Genomic DNA, 24,989 nt, shown 5'->3' with positions numbered 1-24,989 from the left:
TCGTGGGCAGTGGGTGGTCAGAGGTGGGGCCGCTGGTCGCGCTTCGCGGCGTCGTACCGTGCCCGGGCCTCGGTCGTGGAGTCGATCTCGGAGACCTCTGCGACCGGGACGTCCCACCAGGCGTCGCTGCTCGGGGCGGGCACCAGCGGGTCGGTCTCGGCGTGGATCACGACGGGCCCCGTCGCGTCCGACTTCGCCTTGCGCAGCGCCTGGCGCAGCTCGTCGATGCTGCTGACGCGGTACACCTGGGCGCCGAGGCTCTCGGCATTGGCCGCGAGGTCGACCGGGAGCTTGTCGCCGTCGAGCCGCCCGGTCGCCGGGTTCCGTCGGCGGTACGCCGTTCCGTAGCGCTGCGAGCCGAGCGACTCGGAGAGCGCGCCGATCGAGGCGAACCCGTGGTTCTGCACGAGGACGACGATGATCTTGATGTCCTCCTGGACGGCGGTGACGAGCTCGGAGGCCATCATCAGGTAGGAGCCGTCGCCGACCATGACGAAGACGTCCCGGTCTGGCGCGGCCATCCGGACGCCGAGTCCCCCGGCGATCTCGTATCCCATGCACGAGAAGCCGTACTCGACGTGGTAGCCCTTCGGGTCCCGGGTGCGCCACAGCTTGTGCAGGTCGCCGGGCATCGAACCGGCGGCGCACACGACGACGTCCCTCGGGTCGGCGACGTCGTTGACGGCGCCGATGACCTCCGACTGCGCGGGCAGCGGGCCGTGTCCCAAGTGGTAGGCCCGTTCGACGGTGGCGTCCCAGTCCGCCGCCAGTGCCCGCACCCGCTCGCGGTACTCGTCGTCGGTCCGGTGCTCCGCGAGGGCCCGGCTGAGCATCACCAGGCCCTCGCGGGCGTCTCCCACCAGCGGCAGACCGGCCTGCTTGTGCCCGTCCAGGCCGGCCACGTTGAGGTTGACGAACCGGACGTCGGGGTCGGCGAAGATGGTGCGCGACGCGGTGGTGAAGTCGCTGTAGCGGGTCCCGATCCCGAGGACGATGTCCGCCTCGCGGGCGATCGCGTTGGCTGCGGTCGTGCCGGTCGCACCCACGGCGCCGAGCGCCAGGGGATGGTCGTAGGGCAGCGATCCCTTGCCCGCCTGGGTCTCGGCGACCGGGATGCCGGACGCCTCGGCGAAGGCACGAAGCTCCTCGGTCGCCCCCGAGTAGATCGTGCCGCCGCCGGAGACGATCAACGGACGGCGGGCACCGCGCAGCAGCTCCGCGGCACGGGAGACGAGCGCGTCCTCGGGCCGCGGCCGGGCGACGTGCCACACCCGCTCGTCGAACAGCTCCTCCGGCCAGTCGTACGCCTCCGCCTGCACGTCCTGCGGCAGGGCCAGCGTCACCGCGCCGGTCTCGACCGGGTCGGACAGCACCCTCATCGCACCCAGCATCGCCGCGGGCAGCTGCTCGGGGCGCGACACCCGGTCGAAGTACTTCGACACCGGACGGAAGACGTCGTTGACCGAGACGTCGCCGCTCGCAGGCAGCTCGAGCTCCTGCAGCACCGGGGACGCGGCCCGGGTGGCGAACACGTCGCCGGGCAGGAGCAGCACGGGGATCCGGTTGATCGTGGCGAGGGCGGCGCCGGTGACCATGTTGGTCGCGCCGGGGCCGACGGACGCCGTGACGGCGAGCGTCGACAGCCGGTTGCGCATCCGGGCGTAGCCCACGGCCGCGTGCACCATGCCCTGCTCGTTGCGCCCGGTCCAGTAGGGCAGTCGACCGGGCGCGCGCAGCTCCTCCTCGAGCAGAGCCTCGCCGACGCCCGCGAGGTTGCCGTGGCCGAAGATCCCGAAGCAGCCCTCGACCAAGCGGTGCTCGACGCCGTCCCTCTCCGAGTACTGCGCGCCCAGGAACCGCACCAAGGCCTGCGCGACGGTCAGTCGCACCTTGCGGCTCATCGTGTGATCCTCTCGTCGGTCGTGGTCAGTGGGAGGCGCGGGTCGACCGCCGCGCCCTCCCAGGTGTCGCGCACCCAGGCATGTTCCGGGTCGTCACAGATCAGCCAGGCGCGCTCGGCGGCCGGCCCCGCCATCACGTTCAGGTAGTAGAGGTCGTAGCCGGGCGCCGCCATCGACGGCCCATGCCAGCCGTGCGGGATGGTGACGACGTCGCCGGTCCGCACCTCTGCGAGCAGGTCCGCCGGCCGGTCGTCCGTCCCGTACACGCGCTGGTAGGCCACCCCCGGTCCGTCCGGGCCGTCGGCGACCTCGTAGTAGTAGATCTCCTCGAGCACGCTCTCGACGCCGGGCCGGTCCTCGTCGTGCTTGTGGGGCGGGTACGACGACCAGTTGCCCGCCGGCGTGAGCACCTCGACCACGATCAGGCGGTCGCACTCGAACGTGTGGGCCGCGGCGACGTTGTTGACCTGACGGCTGCAGATGCCGGCGCCGCGGAGCTCGACGGAGACGTCCTCCGCCTTCGCGTGCCGCACCGGCAGGCGGCGCTCGCACCGCGCGGACGGGAGGGCGAACCGGCCGCCGGCGGCAGAGCGGACCGTCACCTCGGCGTCCCGGGGGACGTACGCGAAGTCGCTGACCCGGCTGAACACGCTCGTGCGCCCCTCGAGCTCGATGATCTCGCCGTCGCACTCCACGACGCAGCCGCCTGACAGCGGCAGCACGAGCATCTCCTCCTCGCCGGTGGCGAGCGTGTGGTGCTCGCCCCGCGCCAAGGAGACGACGCGGAGACCGCTGTAGGTCCAGCCCGCGTCGGCGGGGCTCACGGCGGTGGCCGCAGGGAGGTGGCGCGCACTCACAGCAGCTCCACGGTCCGGTCGACCGCGGCGGCGACGTCGCCGTCGGGCGGGTAGAGCAGCGCACGGCCGACGATCATGCCGACCACCGTGGGCTGCTTGAGCGCACGCTGCCAGCGCTCGAACGTCTCCGGCTGGTCGACGCTCGCCTCACCGCCGAGCAGCATCACCGGGAGCGTGGTGGCCGCGGCAACCCTCTCCATGTCGTCCACGACCGGCAGCTTGAGCCAGGTGTGCGCTGACGTCGTGCCCAGCCCGGCGGCCACGGTGGCCGATCGGATCACGGCCTCCGGGCTGAGGTCGTTGCGCACCCGCCCCCCGACCCGGTGCGAGATGAACGGCTCGACCATCGCCATCAGGTGGTGCGACGCCAGGTCGGTGACGGCGCGAGCGCACGCCTCGAGGGTCGCCACGGTGGCGGGGTCGTCGGGGTCGATGCGGGTGAGCATCTTGCCGCCGTCGTAGCCCATCGCGGAGATGGTCGCCGCGTCGTAGGCGGTCATCCGGTCGTCGATCTCGAAGGCCGTCCCGGCGAGGCCACCGCGGTTCATCGAGCCGAGGACGACCTTGTCGTCGAGCGCTCCCATCAGCAGCAGGTCGTCGACCATGTCGGCCGTGCCGAGGAAGCCGTCGACGCCGGGGCGGCTGAGGGCGATGGCGAGCCGGCGCAGCAGCTCTCCCCGGTCAGCCATCGCGAGGGGGTCCTCGCCCACGCGCAGCGCACCCCGGGCGGGATGGTCGGCTGCGATGATCATCAGCCGCCCGCTCTCGCCGACCAGCGAGGCGCGACGCGTGCGCCCGGCCGCGGCCGCCGCGATCGCCCCGGGATCCTGGAGCCGGGTGGACGTCACCGCCCGCACCAGCTCCTCGCTGGTCGCGGTCATGTAGTCAGACATCGAGAACCTCCCCGAGAACAGCCTCGACCTCACTGGTCGTCGGCATGGCGTCCGAGCACGCCAGCTGGCCGGCCACGATCGCCCCGGCCGCGTTGGCGAACCGGATGGTCCGGCCCAGCTGCCATCCAGAGAGCAGGCCGTGGCAGAGCGCGCCGCCGAAGGCGTCGCCGGCCCCGAGGCCGTTGACCACCTCGACTGGGACGGGCGGTACGTCGACCGGTCCGTCGTCATCCACCGCATGAACGCCCTTGGGCCCCTGCTTCACGATCGCCACGTCGACCCCGCGGTCCCGCAGCGCTTGGGCGGCGGCCGCCGGCTCCGTCTCGCCCACGGCAACTGCGCACTCCTCGCGGTTGCCGACGGCGACGGTGACGTGCTCGAGGGCGCGGGCGACCTGCTCGGTGGCCTCCTCGGGACTGGCCCAGAACATCGGCCGGTAGTCGAGGTCGAGCACCGTGATGCCGCGTCGGCCGCGTGCCTCGAGCGCGGCCAGCGTCGCCTCCCTGCTCGGCTCCTGGCAGAGGCCGGTGACGGTGACCCAGAAGAGGTCGGCGTCCCGGATCGCGTCGAGGTCGAGCTCGTCGGCGCGGATCTGGAGGTCGGGCGCGGTGGGGGTCCGGTAGAAGTAGAGAGGGAAGTCGTCGGGCGGGAAGATCTCGCAGAACGTGACCGGCGTCGGCCAGGTCGGGACCGCCGTGACGTACTCGTCGCTGACGCCGAAGCCTGCGAGTGCCTTGTGCACGAAGCGGCCGAACGCGTCCTCGCCGGTGCGCGTGATGACCGCCGAACGCCGGCCGTGCCGGGCTGCGGCCACCGCGACGTTGGTGGCACTGCCACCGAGGTACTTGGCGAAGGAGACGACGTCCTCCAGCGGCAGGCCGATCTGCTCGGGGTAGATGTCCACGCCGACCCGGCCCATGGTGATGACCTCGTGGTTCACGCGGTCACTCCGGTGAGGAAGTCCAAGCCGGTGCGCACGTCGGCGACCGGACCGGCGACAGCTTGCGGCTCGGCGTCGAGGATCGTGTCCTGCTCCATGACGTACCAGCCCTGGTAGCCGGCGTCCTCGAGGGTCCGGACGATCGCGGCGACGTCGACATCACCCTGTCCGAGCGGCACGTACAGGCCCTGCCGCACTCCGTCGGTGTAGGTCAGCTCACGTTTGCGGACGCGCTCGGCGACGTCCGCGCGCACGTCCTTGAGGTGGGTGTGGCGGATGCGGTCGGTGGCTGTCCGGGTGATCGCGACGGGGTCGGCGCCACCCACGAGCAGGTGGCCGGTGTCCAGGGTGAGACCGATCGTGCTCCCGTTGAGCACTCGGTCGACCTCCTCGGCGTTCTCGACGATCGTCCCTACATGCGGGTGGAGGGTGGCCTCGATCCCTTGCTCGCCGGCGACGTCCCGGATCCGGTCGAGATTGGTCACGAGCACCTCCCACTGCGCCTCGTCGAGGACTGGCCTGGCGTCGTACCCATCGGCGCCAGAGGCTGCGGCCAGCACCAGGCTGGTCGCGTCAGCGGCCCGGAAGTGGGCCAGGGCCCGCTCGACCTCGGGCAGTGGATCGCGTGCAGCGTCGAACAGCACGGCCGGGACGAAGCCGCCGACGGCACGCATCCCGTGGGCGGCGAGGAGGTCGGCCGCCTGCTGCGGGTCGGCCGGCAGGAAGCCGTCGGGTCCGAACTCGGTGGCGGCGAGGCCGAGGTCGGCCATCTCGCGCAACACCCGGTCCGGTGCCATCTGGTGCCCCCACCCGGGCACCTCGCACACTCCCCAGGAGATCGGCGCCCCCGCGATGCGGGACTGCAGTGCCGTGGTCACTTGCGCACCTCCGCGATCTCGACGCGCCGGCCCTCGAGCCGCGACAGGGTCGCGGCCTCGGCGACGTACAACGCCTCCAGGGCCTCCTCGACCGAGCACGGGCTCGGACGCTCGCCGCGGACCACTTCGACGAATGCGTTGATCTCGGCCACGTAGGCGTCGGCGAAACGCTCCCAGAACGTGGGGTTGGGAGTGCCGGGCGGGAACTCGACGCCCGGCTCGGCCGAACGCAGCGCGGTGTGATCGTCGAGTCCGACCGCGATCGTCGCGTCGGTGCCGGCGATCTCCATCCGCACGTCGTATCCGGCGCCGTTGTAGCGCGAACCGTGCAAGGTCACAAGGGTGTCGTCATCGAGGGTCAGCATCGCGACCGTCTCGTCCACGTCACCGGCCTCGCCGAAGAACCTCGCCCCCCGATTGACGCCGCGAGCGGTCACGTCGACCACCTCACGGCCGGTCACCCAGCGGACGATGTCGAAGTCGTGGATCAGGCAGTCGCGGTAGATCCCACCGCTCGTGGGGATGTACGACGCGTGCGGGGGCGCCGGGTCGGCCGTGACAGCGTGCACCCTGCGCAGCTCGCCCAGGCGGCCGCCCTGCACCGCGTCACGCGCGGCGACATAACCCGCGTCGAACCGGCGCTGGAAGCCGATCTGAACCGGAGTGCCTGCCGCGCGCACCTCGTCCAACACCCGGAGGGTGCCCGGCACGTCGAGCGCCACCGGCTTCTCGCAGAAGACGGGGACCCCGGCGCGCGCGCCGGCGGCGATCAGCTCGGCGTGGCTGTCGGTGGCGGTCGCGACGACGATCGCGTCGACGCCGGCCGCGAGGACCGCGGCCGCGTCGGCCACGCTCTCCGCGCCCAGCTCGTCGGCGACGGCGCGCGCTCGGGCCGAGTCGGCGTCAGCGACGACCAGGGACGTCACCAGCTCGTGACGGGCGACGACGGCGGCGTGACTGGCACCGATCCGCCCCACGCCGAGGAATCCAATCCGCATGGATGGACCTTTCCAGATGTGATGGGGGTTACAAGGCTCTTTCTAGTCCTCGGCTCGCAGGGCTGTCAACACTTTGTCTTGACATTCTGTCTTTCCGACATTCGGTCGCTCGCTCGGTAGGATCAGCGCCATGGCTGAACACTTGCGGCTGACGGTCGATCGACGCAGCCCAGTCCCGCTCTACTACCAGGTCGCCAAGCAGCTCGAGGAGGCGATCGCGAGCGGTGAGGTGTCGCCCGGATTCAAGCTCGACAACGAGATCTCCCTGGCCGACCAGCTCGGGCTCAGCCGACCCACGATGCGGCGCGCGATCCAGGAGCTCGTCGACAAGGGGCTGCTGGTCCGCAAGCGAGGGGTGGGCACCCAGGTCGTCCACGGCCGCGTGCACCGAGAGCTGGAGCTCACCAGCCTGTACGACGACCTGCGGACCTCCGGCCAGCAGCCCGCCACCAAGGTGCTGCTCAACGTGCTGGAGCCGGCCGCGGCCGAGGTCGCCGACGAGCTCGGGATCGCCGAGGGCGATGAGGTGCTCCACCTGGAGCGGCTCCGACTGGCCGACGACGAGCCCCTGGCGGTGCTCCGCAACTGGCTCCCCGCGAACGTGGTGTCGCCGACCGATGAGGAGCTCGAGGGCGGCGGGCTCTACCAGCTCATCCGGGACGCCGGGACGCACGTCCAGATCGCCCGACAGCGGATCGGCGCCCGCGGCGCGACGACGCACGAGGCGCGGTTGCTCGGCCGCCGCAAGAACGACGCGGTGCTGACGATGCAGCGGACGGCGTACGCCGACTCCGGGTTGGCCATCGAGTACGGCGACCACTGCTACCGCCCGGAGTCGTACTCGTTCGAGGTGACCCTGGTCGAGCGCTGAGCGCCGCGCGAGCGTGCGGACTAGGCTGATCGCCGTGCCAGAGACCCCTCCTCGCCGATCCATCCTGTTCCGCGCGGAGGCGTCGACCATCGGGGTGGACATCGGGGGGACGAAGATCCTCGCGGGCGTCGTCGACCCCCACGGGAAGGTGCTGGCGAGGCGCCAGGTTCCCACGCCGGGCCACGACGTCCAGCTGGTCGAAGACTCGATCGTGTCCGTCGTCCAGGACCTTCGGCGTACGCACGAGATCGCAGCGGTGGGCATCGGTGCCGCTGGATTCGTGGACGCGACTCGCAGGGTGGTCATGTTCTCCCCCCACCTGAACTGGCGCCGCGAGCCCCTCCAATCTGCTATCGCGGAGCGAGTACGTCTTCCCGTCGTGGTCGACAATGATGCGAACACGGCCGGGGTCGCCGAGTGCCTCTACGGGGCTGCCAGGGGCCATCGATTCGTGGTGTGCATCACGCTCGGCACGGGCATCGGGGGCGCACTGATCATCGACAACAAAGTGTTCCGGGGCAGCAACGGGATGGCCGGAGAGTTCGGCCACATGCAGATGGTGCCCACCGGACACCGCTGCGAATGTGGCAACCGCGGGTGTTGGGAGCAGTACGCCTCCGGGACGGCCTTGTTGCGCGACGCACGCGAGCTGATCTCGAACGGCTCGCCGCTCGCTCACCGGCTTCGGGAGCTCGTCGACGGCGACCCTGCCCGACTCACCGGTCCGCAGGTCACCCAGGAGGCGCGCAACGGTGACCCGCTGTCGCTCGAGCTGCTGAGCGACATCGGGGAGTGGCTGGGCGTGGGACTGGCAGGCTTGACTGCGGCGTTCGACCCGTCATGCATCGTCATCGGCGGCGGCTTGTCCGATGCCGGCGACCTGCTGCTGGGTCCTACTCGTCTGGCCTTCTCAAAGGCACTCACTGGACGCGGCCACCGGACCGAACCGGAAATCGTCGTGGCGGCGCTGGGGCCGGAGGCCGGCTTCATCGGCGCGGCCGACATGGCCCGCTCGGCGGCACGCAGGGCGCGTCGGAGAACCCGACGCGCAGACAGGCGCGACGCGCGCGTACCCAGAACCGCCGCACCCCTTGGCAGTCGCCGACGTCTGATGTGACGGGCTCCGACCCGTCCGACCCCGGAAATGAGCAACAGCCCGGACCCTGAAGTGGGTCCGGGCTGTCCGGGATCTCATGCGAGATCACTGTGGTGGAGCTGAGGGGATCCGAACCACTGACCTTCTCTGAAGGACGGGGCTCCCGGAGTCCTCGACGAATCTCGATGGCTCTCGACCCAAGACCGCTCGATCTGCAGCCCTGCAAGGGATCTGATCGCTTCTGGCCGTCGACGCTACCTCATCGCATCGGAACATCTCGACGGTCTTCGGACTTCGTTTCTGCTGACTTAGTGGTATCCGCTGGGTTCTCGGCCATACGCGCTCACCCAGGGCACTCAGGCGAGCACGTGGCAGGCGCACCTCTGACCGGCACTCGGCGCGTCCGCGATCAGACCTCTGCGTCAGACAACGGGCTGGGTGGTGGACGCGAGGTCGAGGGCGATGTCGACGATCATGTCCTCCTGCCCGCCGACAAGCCCGCGCTCCCCCACTGCGACGAGGATGTCGCGTACGTCGACGCCGTACCGCTGCGAGGCGGTCTCTGCATGACGCAGGAAGCTGGAGTAGACGCCGGCGTAGCCGAGGGTGAGCGTTTCGCGGTCGACCCGGACCGGTCGGTCCTGCAACGGGCGGACGATGTCATCGGCGGCGTCCTGCAGGGCGAAGAGGTCGCACCCGTGCTTCCAGCCCTGGAGATCGGCCACCGCGATGAACGGCTCGATGGGACAGTTGCCCGCCCCTGCCCCGTGCCCAGCGAGGGATGCGTCGACCCGGGTCACGCCGGCCTCGACAGCCACGACCGAGTTCGCCACGGAGAGCGAAAGGTTCTCGTGGGCGTGGATGCCGATCTCGGTGGTGTCGTCGAGGACGTCGCGGTAGGCCGTGACGCGCTCTCGGACTCCATTCATGGTGAGCCGGCCGCCGGAGTCGGTGACGTAGACGCAGTGCGCGCCGTACGACTCCATGAGCTTGGCTTGCTTCGCCAGCTCGGCGGGCGGAGCCATGTGGCTCATCATCAAGAACCCCGAGACGTCCATGCCGAGCTCGCGGGCTGTGGTGATGTGTTGCGCGGAGACGTCGGCCTCTGTGGCGTGCGTGGCGACCCGGACCGAGCGCACGCCCAGCCCGCAAGCGTGCTTGAGCTCCTCGATCGTGCCGATCCCGGGCAGCAAGAGCGTGGTCAGTCGGGCACGAGAGATGTTCTGCGCCGCGGCTTCGATCCACTCCCAGTCGGTGTGGGAGCCCGGGCCGTAGTTGAGGGACCCCCCCGCGAGGCCGTCGCCGTGCGCGACCTCGATGGCGTCGACGCCGGCGGCATCGAGGGCTCGCACGATACGTGCCACGTTGTCGGGGGTGATCCGGTGCCGCACGGCGTGCATGCCGTCGCGCAGGGTCACGTCCTGGATGAACAGCTGCGTGGTCATACGAGGGCCTCTCGAGGAGTCGTGGTGGCGAGACGCTCGGCGGTCCGCAGGGCGGCCGAGGTCATGATGTCGAGGTTGCCGGCGTAGGCCGGGAGGTAGTGGGCGGCGCCCTCGACCTCGAGGAACACCGACACCTGGTGCGTGACCGGTGCGTCGCCGGCCAGCGTGTGGACGGGCTGGTCCTCGGGCACGGGCGTGATCTGCACAGACTGCTTGAGCCGGTAGCCCGGGACGTATGCCGCCACCGCGGCGACCATCTCCTCGACGGAGGCGCGGATGCGGTCGTGGGTGGCGTCGTCGGCATCGCCGATCAGGGCGAACACGGTGTCGCGCATGATCAGCGGCGGCTCGGCCGGGTTGAGGATGATGACAGCCTTGCCGCGGGTCGCTCTCCCGACGTCCTCGATCGCCTTCGAGGTGGTCTCGGTGAACTCGTCGATGTTGGCACGGGTCCCAGGCCCAGCCGACCTTGAGGCGATGGACGCCACGATCTCGGCGTACGGCACCGCGGTGACCCGGGAGATCGCCGCCACCACGGGGATGGTGGCCTGGCCGCCGCAGGTGACCATGTTGACGTTGCTCGCACCCTCGTGGTCGTCGAGGTTGACCGCCGGCACCACGAAGGGACCGATCGCGGCCGGGGTGAGGTCGACCATCACGACGCCGTACGGAGCCAGCTTGCGGGCGTTGGCCTCGTGGGCCTTGGCCGAGGTGGCGTCGAAGACGATGGCGATGTCGTCGAAGCCGTCCATCGCGATGAGTCCGTCGACTCCGTCGTGGGTGGTCGGCACGCCGAGGCGGGCGGCTCGGGCGAGTCCGTCGGACTCGGGGTCGATGCCGACCATCGCGCCCATCTCCAGGGTCTCGGAGAGGCGAAGGACCTTGATCATCAGGTCGGTGCCGATGTTGCCGGAGCCGATGACGGCCACCTTGGTCTTCATGCGGGGGTCCTTACGTCGGAGGTGGGGGCGAAGGAGACGGACACCGAGCCAAGTCCGGTGATCTCGGCCGCGAACGTGTCGCCGGCGGTGACGGCGACCATTGGGCCGAGGGCGCCGGAGAGGATGACCTGCCCGGCTCGGAGCGGCTCGCCGAGATCACGAGCGGTGCGCGCCAGCCAGGCCAGCGCGTTGAGCGGGTCGCCGAGGCAGGCGGCGCCGTTGCCGATCGAGACGACCGCGCCGTTGCGGGTCATGCTCATCTCGACGTCAACCGGCTCGACCTCGTCGAGGGTCTTCGACGCCGTACCCAGCACGTAGCGGGCGCTCGATCCGTTGTCGGCGACGGTGTCGGCAAAGGTGATGTCCCAGCCGGCGATTCGGCTGTCGACGATCTCGAGGGCGGGCACGACCTGCGACACAGCCGATCGCACCTGCGCTTCGTCGAGTTCGCCCTCGGCCAGGTCGGCGCCGAGCACGAACGCGACCTCGGCCTCGATCTTCGGCTGGAGCAGCCCGTGCGTGAGGACTGTCGCGGCGTCAGGGTGCCCCATGTCGTCCAGGAGCACGCCGAAGTCAGGCTGGTCGACGCCGATCTGGGCCTGCACGGCCGGGGAGGTCAGGCCGACCTTGCGGCCGACGATCGTGGCGCCGGCCTCGACGCGGCGCGCGATGGCGGCCCGCTGCACGGCGTACGCCGCCGTCGTGTCGTCGCCGATCAGATCACGCACGGGGGCACAGGGCGTGCCGGTCTCCTGCGCGGCACGGAGACGGGCGGCCGCCTCGGCCAAGGCCCGGGCAGGAACCGTCTTGGTGGAGGTCATGGCGACACCCTCTCCGAGCAGCGCCTTGGCAGCACAGCGGCCGGTGCCGCACGGTGGCACGATCACCCGGCTTCCCGGTGACCGGAACACATCGGTTCCCGGGCGGTCCGGCACAGCGCATCATCGAGTCATGACCAGTCCGACCGCGCTCACCGCCGCTCCCGAGATCGATCCCGCGCTCTACCGCGAGGTGCTCGGCCACTACCCCACCGGCGTCACCGTGGTGACGGCCCTGGTCGAGGACGAACCGATCGGCATGGTCGTCGGCACCTTCACCGCCGTGTCCCTCGACCCGCCCCTGGTGGCGTTCATGCCGACCACCGGGTCGGGCACCTACGCCCGCCTCGCCGGCGCGACGGCGTACTGCATCAACGTGCTGGCCCACGACCAGCAGGACCTCTGCCGGACCATGGCCACGCCGGGTGACGACAAGTTCGCAGGTGTCGCGTGGCACCGCTCCGACATCGGCGCGCCCGTTCTTGACGACGCCGTGGCGCAGGTGCACTGCACGCCCGAGCAGGAGATCGAGGCCGGGGACCACTACATCGTGCTGTGCCGCGTGCAGGGCCTGGAGGTCGCCCGGCCGGTCACTCCCCTGCTGTTCTTCCAGGGTGGCTACGGCGGGTTCTCACCGGCCGGCATGGCCGCCCGTGGCGATGCCGACCTGATCGCGGCCCTGCGGCTGACCGACACTGCCCGCCACGAGGTCGAGCGCCTGGCGCGGCGACTGAGGTGCGAGGCGGCGGTGCTCGTCGGGGTCGGCCCGGACGAGCTCACCACCGCCTTCAGCGCCTACGGCGGCACGGCGGAGATGGTCGAGGCGCTCGGACAGCGGATCCCGCTCATCCCGCCAATCGGTGAGGCGTACGTCGCCGGCGCGGCCCCCGAGGTCGTCGAGCACTGGCTCTCCAAGGTCAACCCGAAGGACCCCGAGCTGGTCGAGCAGTACCGCACGCGTCTGGCCTCGGTCGAGAGGCGTGGCGCAGGCATCTCGTTCCTCGGTGGCGACGGTCCGGTGGAGTACGAACAGCTCGGCGCCGCCCTTCGCGAGTACGGCACCGGCGAGCTCACTCCCGCTCGTGAGCGTGAGTTCCGCAGCCTGCTGGCCAACACGGCGTGCTTCTTCCAAGACCGGGACCTGGTGCCCACCGAGGACTACCGGGTCGGCGGCATCGTCGTGCCGGTGCGCAACCCCGAGGGGGACATCTCGATGGTCCTGCGCGTCACGCAGCTTCCCGAGGAGGCGACTGGGGCCCAGGTCGAGGCGTGGATCGCGACGGTCCAGCAGTCGGCTCGGGCAGTCGAGCGACAGCTTTCTGCGGGAGGCCGGGACGCTCTGCGCGACTACCGGGCCTGGTACGACGCCGACTTCCCGATGTGAGCCTGATGCGAGCTTTGCCCACACACAGAATCCGCCCCGGAGGAGATCCTCCGGGGCGGTTCTCGTCAGCCGTCAGTCGGCCAGCGGGTGCATGATGCCCGGCGGCCGGTTCTTGGCCTCGGGGTCGAGCTTGTGGCCCCAAATGGCGGTCTGGTTGTAGACCTGCGGGACCCAGGCGCCGTCCACCTCGATGCCGTCGTAGCCGACCTCGACGTTGAACAGCGACGGCGTCGCGGCATAGAAGCTGAACGTCTTGTCGTTGGTGTGGCGCCCCAGCGACAGCGTCAGCGGGACGTCGTACTCGTCCAGCATGTCATAGGCGATGCCCACGTCGTCGATGTCCTTGACCTGCAGCATCAGGTGGTTGAAGCCGGCCACGCCGGGCGGGCACTGGCCCAGCGCGAGCGTGTGGTGGCGCTTGTTGACGTGGTAGAACCGCGAGTTCAGCGCCCCCGGCACGATGATCTTGTCGGAGAGCTCGAAGCCGAGGACGCCGGAGAAGAACTCGTGGCCGGCCTCGATGTCGGGCATCAGCAGCAGGATGTGTCCCAGCCCCTGGTCGCCGGTGACGAAGCCCGAGCTGGCTCGGCCGGGGCGGAACGTCGAGGGGTAGAGGTGCTGGCCCCAGATCACCTCGTGGGGGAAGCCCCACGGGTCGGTGAACGTGATGATGCGGTCGACGTTGCGCTCGTCCGCGAGCTCCCTCGACCCGCGCTCCGCAGTGACGCCCGCGACCGAAAGCATGCTGACGACGACGTCGAGGTCCTCCTCGTGGTCCACCTGCCAGCCGAAGAAGGCGACCGAGTCCTGCTCGGCGGGACGGATCTCGAGGCGCCAGGCGGCGTCGTCAACGCGCACTCGTACGGCGCCGTTGGGGCCGTCGGGGGCGAGCTCGCCGCCGAGGAAACCGGTGCCGAAGCGGCGCCATTCCTCGGCTCGGGGGGAGTTCACTCCCACGTAGGCCAGTGACTTGATCATGGCAATCTCCTTCGGTGGTGGGGGTCAGACGTAGAGGGCAGGGGCGGCTTCGCCACCGAGGTCGTGGGCACCCCAGGCGGCGTAGATGTTCTCGGCGACGTTGCACACGTGGCTCAGGCCAACCTGGAGGTCGCGCCAGTAGCGCTCGTTGGGGAAGTCGGTGCGGATGCCGCTTGCGCCGCTGATCTTGTAGATCCGGTCGATGGCGTCCGCGGCCCGGCGTGAGGCGCGGACCTGGTCGCGCCGGAAGACGAGCCGCTGGTCGTAGGTCACTTCACCGCCCCGGGACACGTGGTCGAAAAGCTCGCTCATCGAGTTGAGGAGGTGGGACCGGCTGGCGGCGACGTCGGCGGCTGTCTCGCCATAGACGACGAGGTGAGCGGCGTCGTTCTTGGCGACGTTGCCGGCGACCGACACGCGGGTGGTCATGTAGTCGTGGTAGACCGCGAGCGCGCCCTGGGCGATGCCCTGGGTACCGGCGGCGATGGCCGCGGAGAACATGATCGGGAACTTGACGCCGTACAGCGGCTTGCCGGCCTGGCGGTCCTCGTAGACGCCCTCGACCATCTTCATGGCCTCGACGACACGGTGGTCGGGGACGAAGACGTCGGTCATGCGGACGTCCTTGGAGCCGGTGCCCTGGAGGCCCATCACGTTCCACGAGTCCTCGACGATCTCGTAGTCGGAGCGTGGGATCACGAAGTGGCGCATGTCCGGCGGACCGCCGATCTCGCCGTCCTCGTTGAGCACGAAGCCGCCGAGGATCACCCACTCGGAGTGGTCGGTGCCGGTGGAGTAGGGCCACTGGCCGGTGAAGAGGAAGCCGCCGTCGACGCGGGTGGCTCGCCCGAACGGCGCGTAGGGCGACGCGGTCCAGGTGTCCGGGTCCTCGCCCCAGATCTCCTCCTGCAGACGCGGGTCCATCATGGCGAGCTCCCAGGGGTGGACCCCGACGACCCCGGCGACCCAGCCCGCAGACGGAGCGGCGACGCCGACGTTCATCACGGCTTCGAGGAACTCGCAGGGATGCGCTTCGTAGCCACCGTGCTCGACGGGCTGGAGCAGACGCACCAAGCCCGTCTCCTTCAGGGTGGTGGCCATCGTGTCGGTCAGTCGGCCGAGCGTGTCGCTCGGCACCGCCTCGTCGGCCAGGACCTTGGCGGACTCGCTGATGTTCTCGAGAACCTCGTGCATGGGGCTCTCCTCCTTCTTCTCTGGCTTGTTGGCTGGTCGGGTGGGTGTCAGAACGCGACGCCCGGCGGGATGGGCCCGCCGAACCGGTGAGCGCCCCACGCCTGGTAGGTCAGCTCGCTGTTGTTGCAGACGTGGGTGCTGGCCACGTGGAGGTCCCGCCATGCCCGGGAGACCGGGTGGGCGTCGCCCATCGCGGTTGAGCCCGAGTGCAGGAAGAGCCGGTCGATCGCCTCGACGCAGCGGCCGGTGGCTCGCACCTGGTCACGGCGGAAGCGGTGACGCTGGTCGAGGGTGATCTCGCCACCGTCGTCGACGAAGGCGTAGAGGTCGGCGATGGACGCGCGGAAGTGCGCGACGCTCGCCTCGATGTCGGCCTCGGCGCACGCTAGCCGTTCGAGCTGGATGGCACTCGTCCGGGCGGCGTTGCCGGTGACCGAGACCTTGCCCGCCATGGCGTCGCCGAAGGCCCGGATGGCGTGCCGGGCCACCCCGAAGGTGCCGGCGGCGATCGCGGCGGGGAACATCAGGCCGAACATCATCTGGTAGAGCGGCGAGCCGGGGCGACGCTCACGGGCGTAGCTCCCGTCGTACATCTTCGGTGCTTCGCTGACGCGGTGGTCGGGGATGAAGACGTCGTCGATGACGACGTCCTTGCTGCCGGTGCCACGCAGGCCCATGACGTCCCAGGAGTCCTCGACGATGGTCCAGTCGCCCTTGGGCAGCACGAAGTGGCGTACGTCGGGCGGGCTGAGGGGGACGCCGGACTCGTCGGCGACCATGCCGCCGAGGATGATCCAGCCGGCGTGGTCGGTGCCCGTCGAGTAGGGCCAGCGTCCGGAGAACCGGAAGCCACCGTCGACACGTACGGCGCGACCGAAGGGGGCGTACGGCGAGGCGGTGAGCGCGTCGGGGTCGTTGCCGAAGATCTCCTCCTGCACGAGTGGGTGCATGATCGAGATCTCCCATGGGTGGACACCCACGACCCCGGCGATCCAGCCGGCCGATGGGTGCTCGGTGCCCACCTGGATGACCCAGTCGAAGAACTCGTTGGGGTGCTCCTCGAAGCCGCCGAGGTCCTTGGCCTGGAGCAACCGCATGCCGCCGGACTCGCGGAGGATGTCCGCGGCTCGGTCGCTGAGGCGGCTCAGGTCGTCGCTCGGGACGAGCTCGTCCCGGAGCGCCGCCGCGGACGCGGCGATGTGGGCGCGGGTCTCGTGCATCGCTTCAGCCCTTCTTCGAGCGGTCGCGGACGACCTTGGCGAGGGTGACGGCGGCGACCAGGCCGGCGCCGTAGAAGGCGTTCTGGATCCACCCCTGGTAGCCCAGGAGCTGGAGTCCGAAGATGCCGGTCGTGAGGAAGTAGATCGCGACGATCGTGCCGATCGGGTTGAACGCACCCGGCTGCACGACGGCGGTGCCGAGGAACACCGCGGCCAGGGCGGGCAGCAGGTAGCTGGCCGAGGACGCGGAGTCGAAGCCACCGACGGTGGCCACCAGGAGGAGGCCGGCGAGCCCGGCGAGGAGGCCGCCGGCGATGTAGGCACCGAAGCGGATCCGCTGGACCCGGATGCCGGCCAGTCGGGCCACCTCCCGGTTGGAGCCGACGAAGACCATGCTGCGACCGATCGGCGTCCAGGCCAGGACGTAGGCCAGGAAAAGGGCCAGCGCGATGCCGTAGTAGAAGGAGATGGGCATGCCGAGCACGTCCTGGGTCGCGAAGCTCGCGAGGGCGGGGCTGTTGACCGAGACGATGTTGGTGCCCGAGATGGCTTGGGCGATGCCTGCCAGCAGGGTGCCGGTGCCCAGGGTCACCACGAACGACGAGACGTCCATGACGACGACGAAGAAGGCGTTGACCGCGCCGGCGAGGATCGCGGCACCCACACCGATGAGGCAGGCGAGCCAGATGTTCATGCCGTGCACGCCGGCCAGCACCGGGATCGTGGTGGCGGTCAGGCCCATCACCGAGGCGACCGAGAGGTCGAACTCACCAACGGCCAAGGTGATCAGTGCCGACATCGCGAGGAAGACCAGCACCTGCTGGGACCCGAAGATGGAGGAGAAGGTGCCGTGCGTGCCGAAGGTGTCGGGCACCTGGACGTAGAAGTAGAGGGCCATCAGCGCCCAGACCGCGATGAGGGCGTAGCGGCTGGCGAGCTGGTGCAGCCAGACCGGTGCACCGTTCTTGGCCGGGGGCTGCTGGGGGGACGGCGTCGTGGGCTGGGCCGTGGCCGTTGTCGAGGTGTCAGACATGGTGTGCTCCGGTGGCGGCGGGGGTAGGGGCTGGTGCGGGCTGGGAGTAGACGGCCTCGAGGACCTCGTCGGCGTCTTCGGTGCGCATCTCGCGCGGCGGACGGCCGGGGTGCAGGACGTAGATGCGGTCGCAGGCCTCGACGAGGTCGGCGGGCTCGGTGCTGACCAGGAGCACTCCCATCCCCTCCTCGGCAGCCCGGTGGACCGTGCTGAGCAGGTCAGCACGGGCGCCGACGTCCACGGCCTGGGTCGGCTCGTGGAGCACCAGCAGGACGGGCTCGACAGACAGCCACTTGGCGAAGAGCACCTTCTGCTGGTTGCCCCCGCTGAGCTCCTTGACCAGGTCGTGGCCCGATCGGGCACGGATGGCCAGTCGGTGGATCGAGTCGGTGGTGATCCGGTGCTGCCAGCCGCGGGACACGAACCAGGGCCGGCCCTTGCGCCGCACGCTGGGCAGCGAGAGGTTGTCCCGGACGTTGAGCTCGACCGCGAGCCCGTCGCGCACGCGGCGCTCGGGCACCATCGCCACCCCGGCCTTCATTAAAGCGGCCACCGAGGACCGGCGCAGGTCGATGCGACGGCCCCCGATCACCATCGTGCCGTCGGAGGGGCGCCGGGCCCCCGAGACGAGGTAGGGCACCTCCTCGAACCCGGTGCCGGGCAGACCGGTCAGGCCGATGACCTCGCCACGACGTATCTCCAGGGTGAGCGGCTCGTGGCCGGGCAGCTCGAGCGCCTCGATCCGGGCGACGACCTGCGCGTCGGGGTCGGCGGCGACCGACCTGATCACCCGGTCCACCGAGGATCCGAGCATCAGCCGCGCCAGCGCCGCCTCGTCGAGGCTGGCCGTCTCCAACCCCTCTCCGACGACGTCTCCGTCGCGCAGGACAGTGACCCGGTCGCTGACCGAGAGCACCTCTTCGAGGTTGTGGCTGATCATCACCACCGACGTGCCGGTGGCGACGACGCGGCGGATCAGAGCGTGGAACCTGGCGAGCTCGTCGCGAGGCAGGGCTCGGGTCGCCTCGTCCAGGATCATCACGCCCTCGCCGGCGACCGTGTCGCGCAGCGCCCGGGCGATGGCGACGCCGGCCCGGTGCGAGGCAGGCAGGTCGCCGACGAGGTCGCGTGGTGACACGGGCAGCTCGAGACGCTCGAGGACCGCCCGGGCGACCTCGTCCTGCGCCTTCCAGTCGATGCGGCGGGTGACCAGGCTGTGCACGAAGCCGCCGATGCCAATGTTCTCGCTCACCGTCAGGTCGTCGAGCAGGCCCAGGTCCTGGTGGACCACCGACACGCCCGCCGCCCGGGCGGCCTGCCACTGGACCGGCAGCGAGAGCTGCTGCCCGTCCACGGCAAGGCTCATCCCGGCGTCGGGCGAGTGGTAGCCCGTCAGGATCTTGATCAGCGTGGACTTCCCACACCCGTTCTGACCCACGAGGGCGTGGATCTCGCCCGGTCGCACGACGAGGGAGGCGTCCCGCAGCACAGTGGCGGCGCGGAACGTCTTGCCCACGCCGTGAGCTTCCAGGCGAGTCGTGGTCATGACGCGTCGACTCCCCAGGCGGCGAGGAAGACCTGCTTGAACGAGTCGTCGCCGAACCAGTCGGGGGTGAAGTAGGCGTCTGTCGACAGCTCGAGCTCGCCGACGTTCTCGGCGTTGAAATCACGGGTCACCATGTCCTCGGGCTCGACGGGGGCGACCTCGTCGCCGGCCATCAGCTGCATCAGGCCGTTGGCGTACTTCCAGCCCTCGTAGATGACCGGGGTGCCCAGGTCGGAGACCTGCTGGCCGTCCTTGATGCGCTGCAGGCCGGCGAGGTCGGAGCTGGACGAGATGACCTTGACCTTGTCGCCGAAGCCGGCGCTCTGCACACCCTGGAGCGCGGGGGGCACGAAGCTGTCCACGGGGACGATGAGCAGGTCGGTGTCGGGGTGGGAAACCAGCGCGGCACTGACGGCGGAGGGCAGCTTGTCGAGGTTGGGCGTGGTGAACTCGGCCGTGGCGACCTTGCACGTCGGGCACAGCTCCTCGGCCTTGGCGATGCCCTTCTCGCTGGCGCTGCGCGTCGTGGTCGAATCCATCAGCTTGAGCCAGAGGATCTGTGCGTCGGCGCCGCCGTTGGCGACTGCCGAGACCGACATGGCCTCGTAGAGTGCGTCGACCCGACCGGTGTTGTCGTAGAAGGCGAGGGTCTCGTCCGACTCTCTTCCGCCGCTGGGCTCGACGCCACCGACGAGGACCTTGACGCCCTTGTCGGCCAGCGCGTCGAACGCGGTGCCGGCCATCGCGTAGTCGACGAAGAGCGAGACGACGGCGTCGGCACCCTGGTCGCCGGCCGACTTGAGGCAGTCCGCGACAGCGGTCGGGTTGAACTTGCCGTCACAGATCTTGCTGGTCGCGCCGACCTCGGTCAGCGCGTCCTGCAGGCCGACGGCCACCCCGTGGATGACCGGGATCTGGTCACCGAGGGCGACGATGTGGACGGTCTTCCCGGCCATGTCGACCGGGGCAGACAGCGCCGGCTCCTCGGGGTAGTCGGTGAGCGGAGCGGACCACGACTCGAGCAAGGCCTTGGCCTCCTCGATGCCCGCCTCGGTGTCGGCGGCGGTGCCGGTGGGCGCCTTGTCCTTGACGCTGTCCTGGGCGCACGCACCGAGCATCGTCATGAGGGCGACCGAGGTGGCCACCATCGCGAACCCGCGCGTCCTCGTACGGGAGTGGGTCATCTGCGTTTCCTTCGTCTCGGGGATACGGCCCTGGTTCGAGCCTGGGATGAGCTCGTTGTGACCTGAGTCATGTCGGGGCCGTGAAGGGAACGTACGAAGGACTGGGCGTGAGTGGTGAGCACTGCGTGCCTGCAGGTGGAACGTTCCGGAGAGGGGAACGGCGATGTGATGCGGGCGGACGCCCGTTGACAGGCTGTGCCGCATGACGACCTCGACCAGTGGTGCCACCGAGCTGCGGACGCTGCCGCTGCGCACCCTGGTTCTGCTGGGGGCCCTCACCGCGGCCGCGCCGCTGGTGACCGACTTCTACCTGCCCGCCCTGCCCGACATGGCGCGGTCCCTCGGCACCACCGAGGCCGCGGCGCAGCTGACGATCTCCGTCTCGATCGTCGGCCTGGCCCTGGGGCAATTGGTCGCCGGACCGCTCAGCGACCGCATCGGCCGACTCGCGCCGCTGCGGGTCGGCGTGCTGCTGTTGGCGATCACGTCGTTCCTGTGCGCCCTGGCCGACGACATCACCATGCTCCTCGGGCTCCGGCTCGCGCAGGGGCTCGCGGCTGCCGCCACCCTCGTCGTCGCCCGGGCCGTCGTCCGCGACGTGTACGACGGGGCACGCGCCGCCCGGATCTTCTCCGAGCTGATCCTGGTGATGGGCCTGGCTCCGGTCGTCGGCCCGATGATCGGCGGGCAGCTCCTGCGGGTGACGGACTGGCGGGGCATCTTTGTGACGCTCGGGATCATCGGCGCCGTGCTGCTGGTGGCGACCCTGGCGCTGCTCGAGGAGACCTGGCAACCGCGGGCAGCCGGTTCGCCGAACGGTTTCGGCGTCCTACTGCGCGACCGCGCGTTCCTGGGCTTTCTCGTCATGGCGGGATGCATGGGTGTCATCCTCTTCAGCTACATCTCGATGAGCCCCTTCGTGTTCCGCGAAGACCATGGCGTCGGGCCCGTGACGTTCTCGTGGATCTTCGGCGCCAACGCCATCGGCATGGTCGTCGGCGGCCAGGTCAACGCCCGGCTGGTCGCCCGGCGCGGGCCGGCCCTGATGCTCCGGGTCGGGCTCGTCGTGCTGGCAACGGCGGCGTGCTGCCAAGCGGTCGCGCTTGCCCTCGACGCGTCCCTCGGCGTCATCCTGGTGCCCCTGTGGTTCGTGCTCTGTGGCCTGGGGATGAGCTTCGGCAACGCGACAGCACTTGCCCTCGTTCCGCACGGCAGCATCGCCGGATCGGCCTCCGCACTCCTCGGCACCAGCCAGTTCCTCCTGGGCGCCGCTGTACCGGCCCCTCCTCTCGATCAACGGCACGACCGGCCTTGCGATGGGTCTCGCGATGGGCGTCGCAGCGCTCCTCGCCCTGGCTGTCAGCACCCGCGTCGCTGCTCCGAGCCCGGTCTAGACTCCCGCAATGCCCAAGCAGCGAACGCGCGCCAACGATCGGGGAGAGAGCTCACGCCTCGCCCTCCTCGAGGCGACCCTGCAGCTGGCCGGCGAACGGGGCTACGTCGGCACGACGATGGCCCGGATCACCAAGGCGACCGGGCTCCCCGCCAGCTCGGTCTACTGGCACTTCGGCAGCAAGGACCAGCTCATCGCCGAGGCAGTCGCCCACGGCTTCGAAGTCTGGCGGTCGCACGCGACCCCGTGGTCGACGATGGACATCTCGCTTCCCCGCGCCGCGCGACTGCATGCGGAGCTGGAGAAGGTCGTGCTCAGCGCCAACGACCGCCTCGACTACTGGCGGATGGGACTGCTCCTCGCGCTGGAGACCGGTCCCGCCGTCGGCACCGCTCCACGCGAGCGGTTCCTCGGCATCCGCAGGGTGGCGCTCGAACGGCTGGAGGAGTGGTGGGCCGCGGCGCTCGAAGCCGACGAGGGCGTCGCTGCCGGCTCCGAGGCCGGGCGGCGGCACGCGGTGCGGCTCGCCAGGCTCACCCTCGCCGCGCTCGACGGCATGTTCGTCGCCTGCCTCGCTGGGCCCACCGATGACGTCGCCGAGACGCTGACATTCCTGGCGGTGGGCCTCGACGCGGTGGCCCACCAGCTGGTGACGGGCAACGTCCCGGCACCGGCCCCACCACCTCGTCGTACGTCCACCGATCCGGCGCCGGAGAGCCGCGACAGCAGGCTCCGGCTGCTCCGCGCGGCCGGCGAGGTCGCGGCACAGAGCGGCTACGAGGGCGCCAGCATCGCGCGGATCTGCCAGCAGGCCGGACTGCCGGCGAGCTCGCTCTACTGGCACTTCACCGACAAGGACGACCTGCTCGGTGCGGTGGTCGAGCACTCCTACGCCGAGTGGTACGCCGAGCAGCCGGCGTGGGACCCGCCGGCTTCCGACGGCTCGTGGCCCGACGAGCTCCGCAGCCACCTGTCGGTCAGCCTCGGCAGCCTCGTGGACCAACCGATCTTCCTTCGGCTCGGCTACCTCCTGCTCCTGCTGCGCCGCGATGACCCGCCCGCGGCTCGGGCGCGGTTCATGGAGGTGCGCCAGCACGCCCGCCATGCGACCGACGAGTGGTTCGCCGACGCCAGCCCTGTCTTCGCCGGAGTCGCGACACCGGCTTCGATCGCCCTCATGGCGCTCTCCGACGGGCTGTTCTTCTCCAATCAGCTCGACACCGAGACGTGGGACCCGGCCGTCTTCGGCGACCTCGTGACGCGGCTCCTCGAAGCCGCCGTCGCTCCCGCGCGCCAGGCCTGAGCCCCGGCCTCTTCGAGGGCCGCGCGCGCCGTTCTCGGGTGGCAGCAGATCGCAACCGGACGACGGCCTGGACTGCGATGTTGCCGCCACGCTCCGAAACGACATGAGGAAAGGGCTTCCCTTTCCCTGTAACGATCGCTACAGTAACGATCACTACAGAACGTGGCAGCGGTCACACCGGCCGCCCACGCCAGCAGGATCGGGCCGGAAAGAGATGCACATGACCGTCATCGAGATGGAGCAGCAGTCGGCAGACCTGTCGTCCGAGCTGGAGCGCGACGTCGTGCCCTCGGTCACCAAGGCGCTCCAGCTGCTCGACACGTTCCGGACCCACGGGCCGACCCTCGGGGTCAGCGAGATCTCCCGCCTGGCCGGGGTCCCCAAGTCGACCGCCTTCCGGCTGCTCGCCTACCTTGAACAGAGCGGCTTCGTCGAGCGCGACGGCCGCGGCTACTGCTTGGGCCGCCTGCTCTTCGAGCTGGGCAACAGCGTGCCGCTGTGCCGCCCGGAGGGCCTGCGCGAGACCGCGGCGCCGCACCTGACCGACCTGTTCCTCGGCGCCGGCGGCAAGGCCGCCGTCCACCTGGCCGTGCTCGAGCAGACCGACGTCGTCTACCTCGAGAAGATGGCGGGCCCCCAGACCATGAGTGTCCCGACCCGCGTCGGCGGCCGGATGAACGCCGCCTGCTCGGCATTGGGCAAGGCGATCCTCGCGTTCAGCGAGCGCGAGGTGATCGCCTCGGTCCTCGACGAGGGCCTGCAGCGCCGCACGCGCTACTCCGTCGCCGACCCGGCCCGGTTCCTCCAGACGCTGCGTCGCGTGCATGCCGAGGGTGTGGCGCACGACCGGGAGGAGGTCGTGCTCGGCCTCGTCTGCACCGCGGCTCCGATCCTGGTCGACGGACGCGCAGTCGGTGCGATCTCCATGTCCGGCAACGCGATCGGCTTCAACCCGGCCAACGCTGCTCCCCTGGTGCAGCGCACCGCCGCCGCGATCTCGCGCGACCTCGCTGCCTGAGCCGCGTCGGGACGTGTGACGGTCCGGCCGCTCGGGCAACCGGATCGTCGTACGTCGCCAGGCACCGACGGCGGCCCCCGACCTTCCCGGTCGGGGGCCGACGTCGTGAGCGGCTCAGTTGTCGGTGATGAACGACCGCACCAGGCGGTTGAACTCGTGCGCGTGCTCGAGCTGCGCCCAGTGGCCGCAGCGGTTGAGCAGCACGAGGCGCGAGTCGGCGATCATCGAGACCAGGCGCAGCGAGTGCTCGAAGTGGACGACGCGGTCGTCACGGCCGTGGATGAGCAGCGCCTTCGTCGTGATGCTGGTGATCTCCTGCGGCGTCGCCGCGGTGGGGACCGGCCCGCGCTTGGCGAAGCTCTCCAGGAAGTTGGCCAGGTGATCAGGTCGCGCGGAGGCGTTGTCGGCGCGCTGCTTGGCGAGCTCGTCGGTGGCGTGCTCGGGGGAGAAGGTCATGATCCCCACGAGCCGCTTCATCACCGCCGGAGTGGGGTTGCGGTAGCCCTCCTGCAGGATCTTGAGTCCCTCGCTCGGGCCGTCGCCGGGCCCGAACATGGTGGGCACGGAGAAGAAGCTGCCCGGGCCCATGGTGATGAGGTGGGAGATGCGGTCGGGGTAGCGCGCGGCGAAGGTGATCGCCGTCATCCCGCCCATCGAGTTGCCGACCAGCGCGGCCTTCTCGATGCCCAGGGCGTCCATGAACTCCAGCACCGCGGCGGGGTGGTCGTAGGTGTCGGACGTCGCGGCGTCGGACTGGCCCCAGCCTGGTGCGTCGAGGGCGAGCACCCGGAAGTCCTGGGCCAGGGCAGCAATGTTGGGGGCGAAGTTGCTCCAGCCGGTCGCGCCGGCCCCACTGCCGTGCAGCAGGATCACGGGATGGCCCTCGCCGGCCTCGTTGTACTTCAGCTTCCAGCTGGGGGTCTCGACGAAGCGGGTCGTGCCCTCATCGGTGAGTGGTGCGCTCATGGGTTGCTCCTGTTCGGGGTTCTCTCGAGGTCTTCGGCCATTGAACGTGCCCAACCGTCGGGCCCGCTCCGATCGCGTGCCGCACAGCGGGACGCGATCGAAGACCAACGGCCGGTCGTGGTGGCACGGTTC

At 70.3% G+C, this 24,989-nt stretch carries 21 protein-coding genes and 1 pseudogene; 6 read left to right on the top strand and 16 right to left on the bottom strand.

Going from position 1 to position 24,989, the window contains the following annotated elements:
* Window positions 1-17: 17 nt before the first annotated feature.
* From iolD to J3P44_RS01500, 6 genes are read right to left on the bottom strand one after another with little or no spacing between them, the layout of a single operon-like run.
* Window positions 18-1,901 carry a 3D-(3,5/4)-trihydroxycyclohexane-1,2-dione acylhydrolase (decyclizing) gene (gene iolD, locus J3P44_RS01525; protein WP_255888463.1) on the bottom strand — a complete coding sequence of 628 codons (1,884 nt, stop codon included), beginning with the start codon at window positions 1,899-1,901 and terminating at the stop codon, window positions 18-20.
* Window positions 1,898-2,758 carry a 5-deoxy-glucuronate isomerase gene (gene iolB / locus J3P44_RS01520; protein WP_255888462.1) on the bottom strand — a complete coding sequence of 287 codons (861 nt, stop codon included), beginning with the start codon at window positions 2,756-2,758 and terminating at the stop codon, window positions 1,898-1,900. The genes iolD and iolB overlap by 4 nt, the downstream gene beginning before the upstream one ends.
* Window positions 2,755-3,651, bottom strand: a complete 897-nt coding sequence (locus J3P44_RS01515) for a Cgl0159 family (beta/alpha)8-fold protein (RefSeq protein ID WP_255888461.1) — start codon at window positions 3,649-3,651, stop codon at window positions 2,755-2,757. The genes iolB and J3P44_RS01515 overlap by 4 nt, the downstream gene beginning before the upstream one ends.
* Window positions 3,644-4,570, bottom strand: coding sequence for a 5-dehydro-2-deoxygluconokinase (iolC, locus tag J3P44_RS01510; RefSeq protein ID WP_372496480.1), 927 nt, complete (start codon window positions 4,568-4,570; stop codon window positions 3,644-3,646). Before iolC ends, J3P44_RS01515 begins: the two co-directional genes overlap by 8 nt.
* A 17-nt stretch (window positions 4,571-4,587) precedes the next feature.
* Window positions 4,588-5,469: a sugar phosphate isomerase/epimerase family protein gene (locus J3P44_RS01505; protein ID WP_255888459.1), complete on the bottom strand. Its 882-nt coding sequence runs from the start codon at window positions 5,467-5,469 to the stop codon at window positions 4,588-4,590.
* A complete protein-coding gene (locus tag J3P44_RS01500; RefSeq protein WP_255888458.1) occupies window positions 5,466-6,467 on the bottom strand; it encodes a Gfo/Idh/MocA family protein in 1,002 nt (333 codons plus the stop codon). Before J3P44_RS01500 ends, J3P44_RS01505 begins: the two co-directional genes overlap by 4 nt.
* Window positions 6,468-6,597: 130 nt before the next feature.
* Between J3P44_RS01500 and J3P44_RS01495 the strand changes: the two genes are divergently transcribed.
* Both J3P44_RS01495 and J3P44_RS01490 read left to right on the top strand, forming a co-directional pair.
* Entirely contained in the window at window positions 6,598-7,338 is a 741-nt protein-coding gene (locus J3P44_RS01495; protein ID WP_255888457.1) for a GntR family transcriptional regulator, read from the top strand.
* A gap of 34 nt (window positions 7,339-7,372) precedes the next feature.
* The gene (locus J3P44_RS01490; RefSeq protein ID WP_255888456.1) at window positions 7,373-8,455 is read left to right on the top strand and encodes an ROK family glucokinase; all 1,083 of its coding nucleotides are present in this window, start codon (window positions 7,373-7,375) and stop codon (window positions 8,453-8,455) included.
* 401 nt (window positions 8,456-8,856) lie between these two features.
* Here J3P44_RS01490 and dmpG read toward each other — a convergent pair whose 3' ends face one another.
* From dmpG to J3P44_RS01475, 3 genes are read right to left on the bottom strand one after another with little or no spacing between them, the layout of a single operon-like run.
* Window positions 8,857-9,879 (bottom strand): 4-hydroxy-2-oxovalerate aldolase, encoded by a 1,023-nt coding sequence (gene dmpG / locus J3P44_RS01485; RefSeq protein ID WP_255888455.1) that lies wholly within the window; start codon window positions 9,877-9,879, stop codon window positions 8,857-8,859.
* Window positions 9,876-10,820 carry an acetaldehyde dehydrogenase (acetylating) gene (locus J3P44_RS01480; protein ID WP_255888454.1) on the bottom strand — a complete coding sequence of 315 codons (945 nt, stop codon included), beginning with the start codon at window positions 10,818-10,820 and terminating at the stop codon, window positions 9,876-9,878. The genes dmpG and J3P44_RS01480 overlap by 4 nt, the downstream gene beginning before the upstream one ends.
* Window positions 10,817-11,641 carry a 2-keto-4-pentenoate hydratase gene (locus J3P44_RS01475; protein ID WP_255888453.1) on the bottom strand — a complete coding sequence of 275 codons (825 nt, stop codon included), beginning with the start codon at window positions 11,639-11,641 and terminating at the stop codon, window positions 10,817-10,819. The genes J3P44_RS01480 and J3P44_RS01475 overlap by 4 nt, the downstream gene beginning before the upstream one ends.
* Window positions 11,642-11,771: 130 nt before the next feature.
* Between J3P44_RS01475 and J3P44_RS01470 the strand changes: the two genes are divergently transcribed.
* Complete coding sequence (locus tag J3P44_RS01470) at window positions 11,772-13,022, top strand: flavin reductase family protein (RefSeq protein WP_255888452.1); 1,251 nt, start codon at window positions 11,772-11,774, stop codon at window positions 13,020-13,022.
* Between the two features lie 72 nt (window positions 13,023-13,094).
* Here the strand turns inward: J3P44_RS01470 and J3P44_RS01465 are convergent, their stop codons facing one another.
* Genes J3P44_RS01465 through J3P44_RS01440 form a run of 6 tightly spaced genes read right to left on the bottom strand, consistent with a single transcriptional unit; the run spans window position 13,095 to window position 20,177 of the window.
* Entirely contained in the window at window positions 13,095-14,000 is a 906-nt protein-coding gene (locus J3P44_RS01465) for a VOC family protein (protein WP_255888451.1), read from the bottom strand.
* A 24-nt stretch (window positions 14,001-14,024) separates the two neighbouring features.
* Window positions 14,025-15,194 carry an acyl-CoA dehydrogenase family protein gene (locus J3P44_RS01460; RefSeq protein ID WP_255888450.1) on the bottom strand — a complete coding sequence of 390 codons (1,170 nt, stop codon included), beginning with the start codon at window positions 15,192-15,194 and terminating at the stop codon, window positions 14,025-14,027.
* A 47-nt stretch (window positions 15,195-15,241) separates the two neighbouring features.
* A complete protein-coding gene (locus J3P44_RS01455; protein WP_255888449.1) occupies window positions 15,242-16,414 on the bottom strand; it encodes an acyl-CoA dehydrogenase family protein in 1,173 nt (390 codons plus the stop codon).
* Window positions 16,415-16,418: 4 nt separating this feature from the next.
* Window positions 16,419-17,447 carry an ABC transporter permease gene (locus J3P44_RS01450; RefSeq protein WP_255888448.1) on the bottom strand — a complete coding sequence of 343 codons (1,029 nt, stop codon included), beginning with the start codon at window positions 17,445-17,447 and terminating at the stop codon, window positions 16,419-16,421.
* Entirely contained in the window at window positions 17,440-18,993 is a 1,554-nt protein-coding gene (locus J3P44_RS01445) for a sugar ABC transporter ATP-binding protein (protein WP_255888447.1), read from the bottom strand. The genes J3P44_RS01450 and J3P44_RS01445 overlap by 8 nt, the downstream gene beginning before the upstream one ends.
* Window positions 18,990-20,177, bottom strand: coding sequence for a sugar ABC transporter substrate-binding protein (locus tag J3P44_RS01440; RefSeq protein ID WP_255888446.1), 1,188 nt, complete (start codon window positions 20,175-20,177; stop codon window positions 18,990-18,992). Before J3P44_RS01440 ends, J3P44_RS01445 begins: the two co-directional genes overlap by 4 nt.
* A 202-nt stretch (window positions 20,178-20,379) precedes the next feature.
* Here J3P44_RS01440 and J3P44_RS25715 point away from each other — a divergent pair.
* The 3 genes and pseudogenes from J3P44_RS25715 to J3P44_RS01425 all read left to right on the top strand — a co-directional run.
* Window positions 20,380-21,396 (top strand): annotated as a pseudogene (locus J3P44_RS25715) (multidrug effflux MFS transporter); the annotation flags it as partial.
* A gap of 184 nt (window positions 21,397-21,580) precedes the next feature.
* Window positions 21,581-22,873, top strand: a complete 1,293-nt coding sequence (locus tag J3P44_RS01430) for a TetR/AcrR family transcriptional regulator (RefSeq protein WP_255888444.1) — start codon at window positions 21,581-21,583, stop codon at window positions 22,871-22,873.
* A gap of 220 nt (window positions 22,874-23,093) precedes the next feature.
* The gene (locus J3P44_RS01425; protein ID WP_255888443.1) at window positions 23,094-23,891 is read left to right on the top strand and encodes an IclR family transcriptional regulator; all 798 of its coding nucleotides are present in this window, start codon (window positions 23,094-23,096) and stop codon (window positions 23,889-23,891) included.
* A 114-nt stretch (window positions 23,892-24,005) separates the two neighbouring features.
* On the opposite strand, the gene J3P44_RS01420 is transcribed toward J3P44_RS01425, so the two are convergent.
* Window positions 24,006-24,857: an alpha/beta fold hydrolase gene (locus J3P44_RS01420; RefSeq protein WP_255888442.1), complete on the bottom strand. Its 852-nt coding sequence runs from the start codon at window positions 24,855-24,857 to the stop codon at window positions 24,006-24,008.
* Between the last annotated feature and the right edge of the window lie 132 nt (window positions 24,858-24,989).

The organism is Nocardioides astragali, assembly GCF_024436375.1.
Classification (GTDB): domain Bacteria; phylum Actinomycetota; class Actinomycetes; order Propionibacteriales; family Nocardioidaceae; genus Nocardioides; species Nocardioides astragali.
Note: the sequence above shows the minus strand (reverse complement) of the source record. Positions and strands in the feature narration are given on the sequence as shown.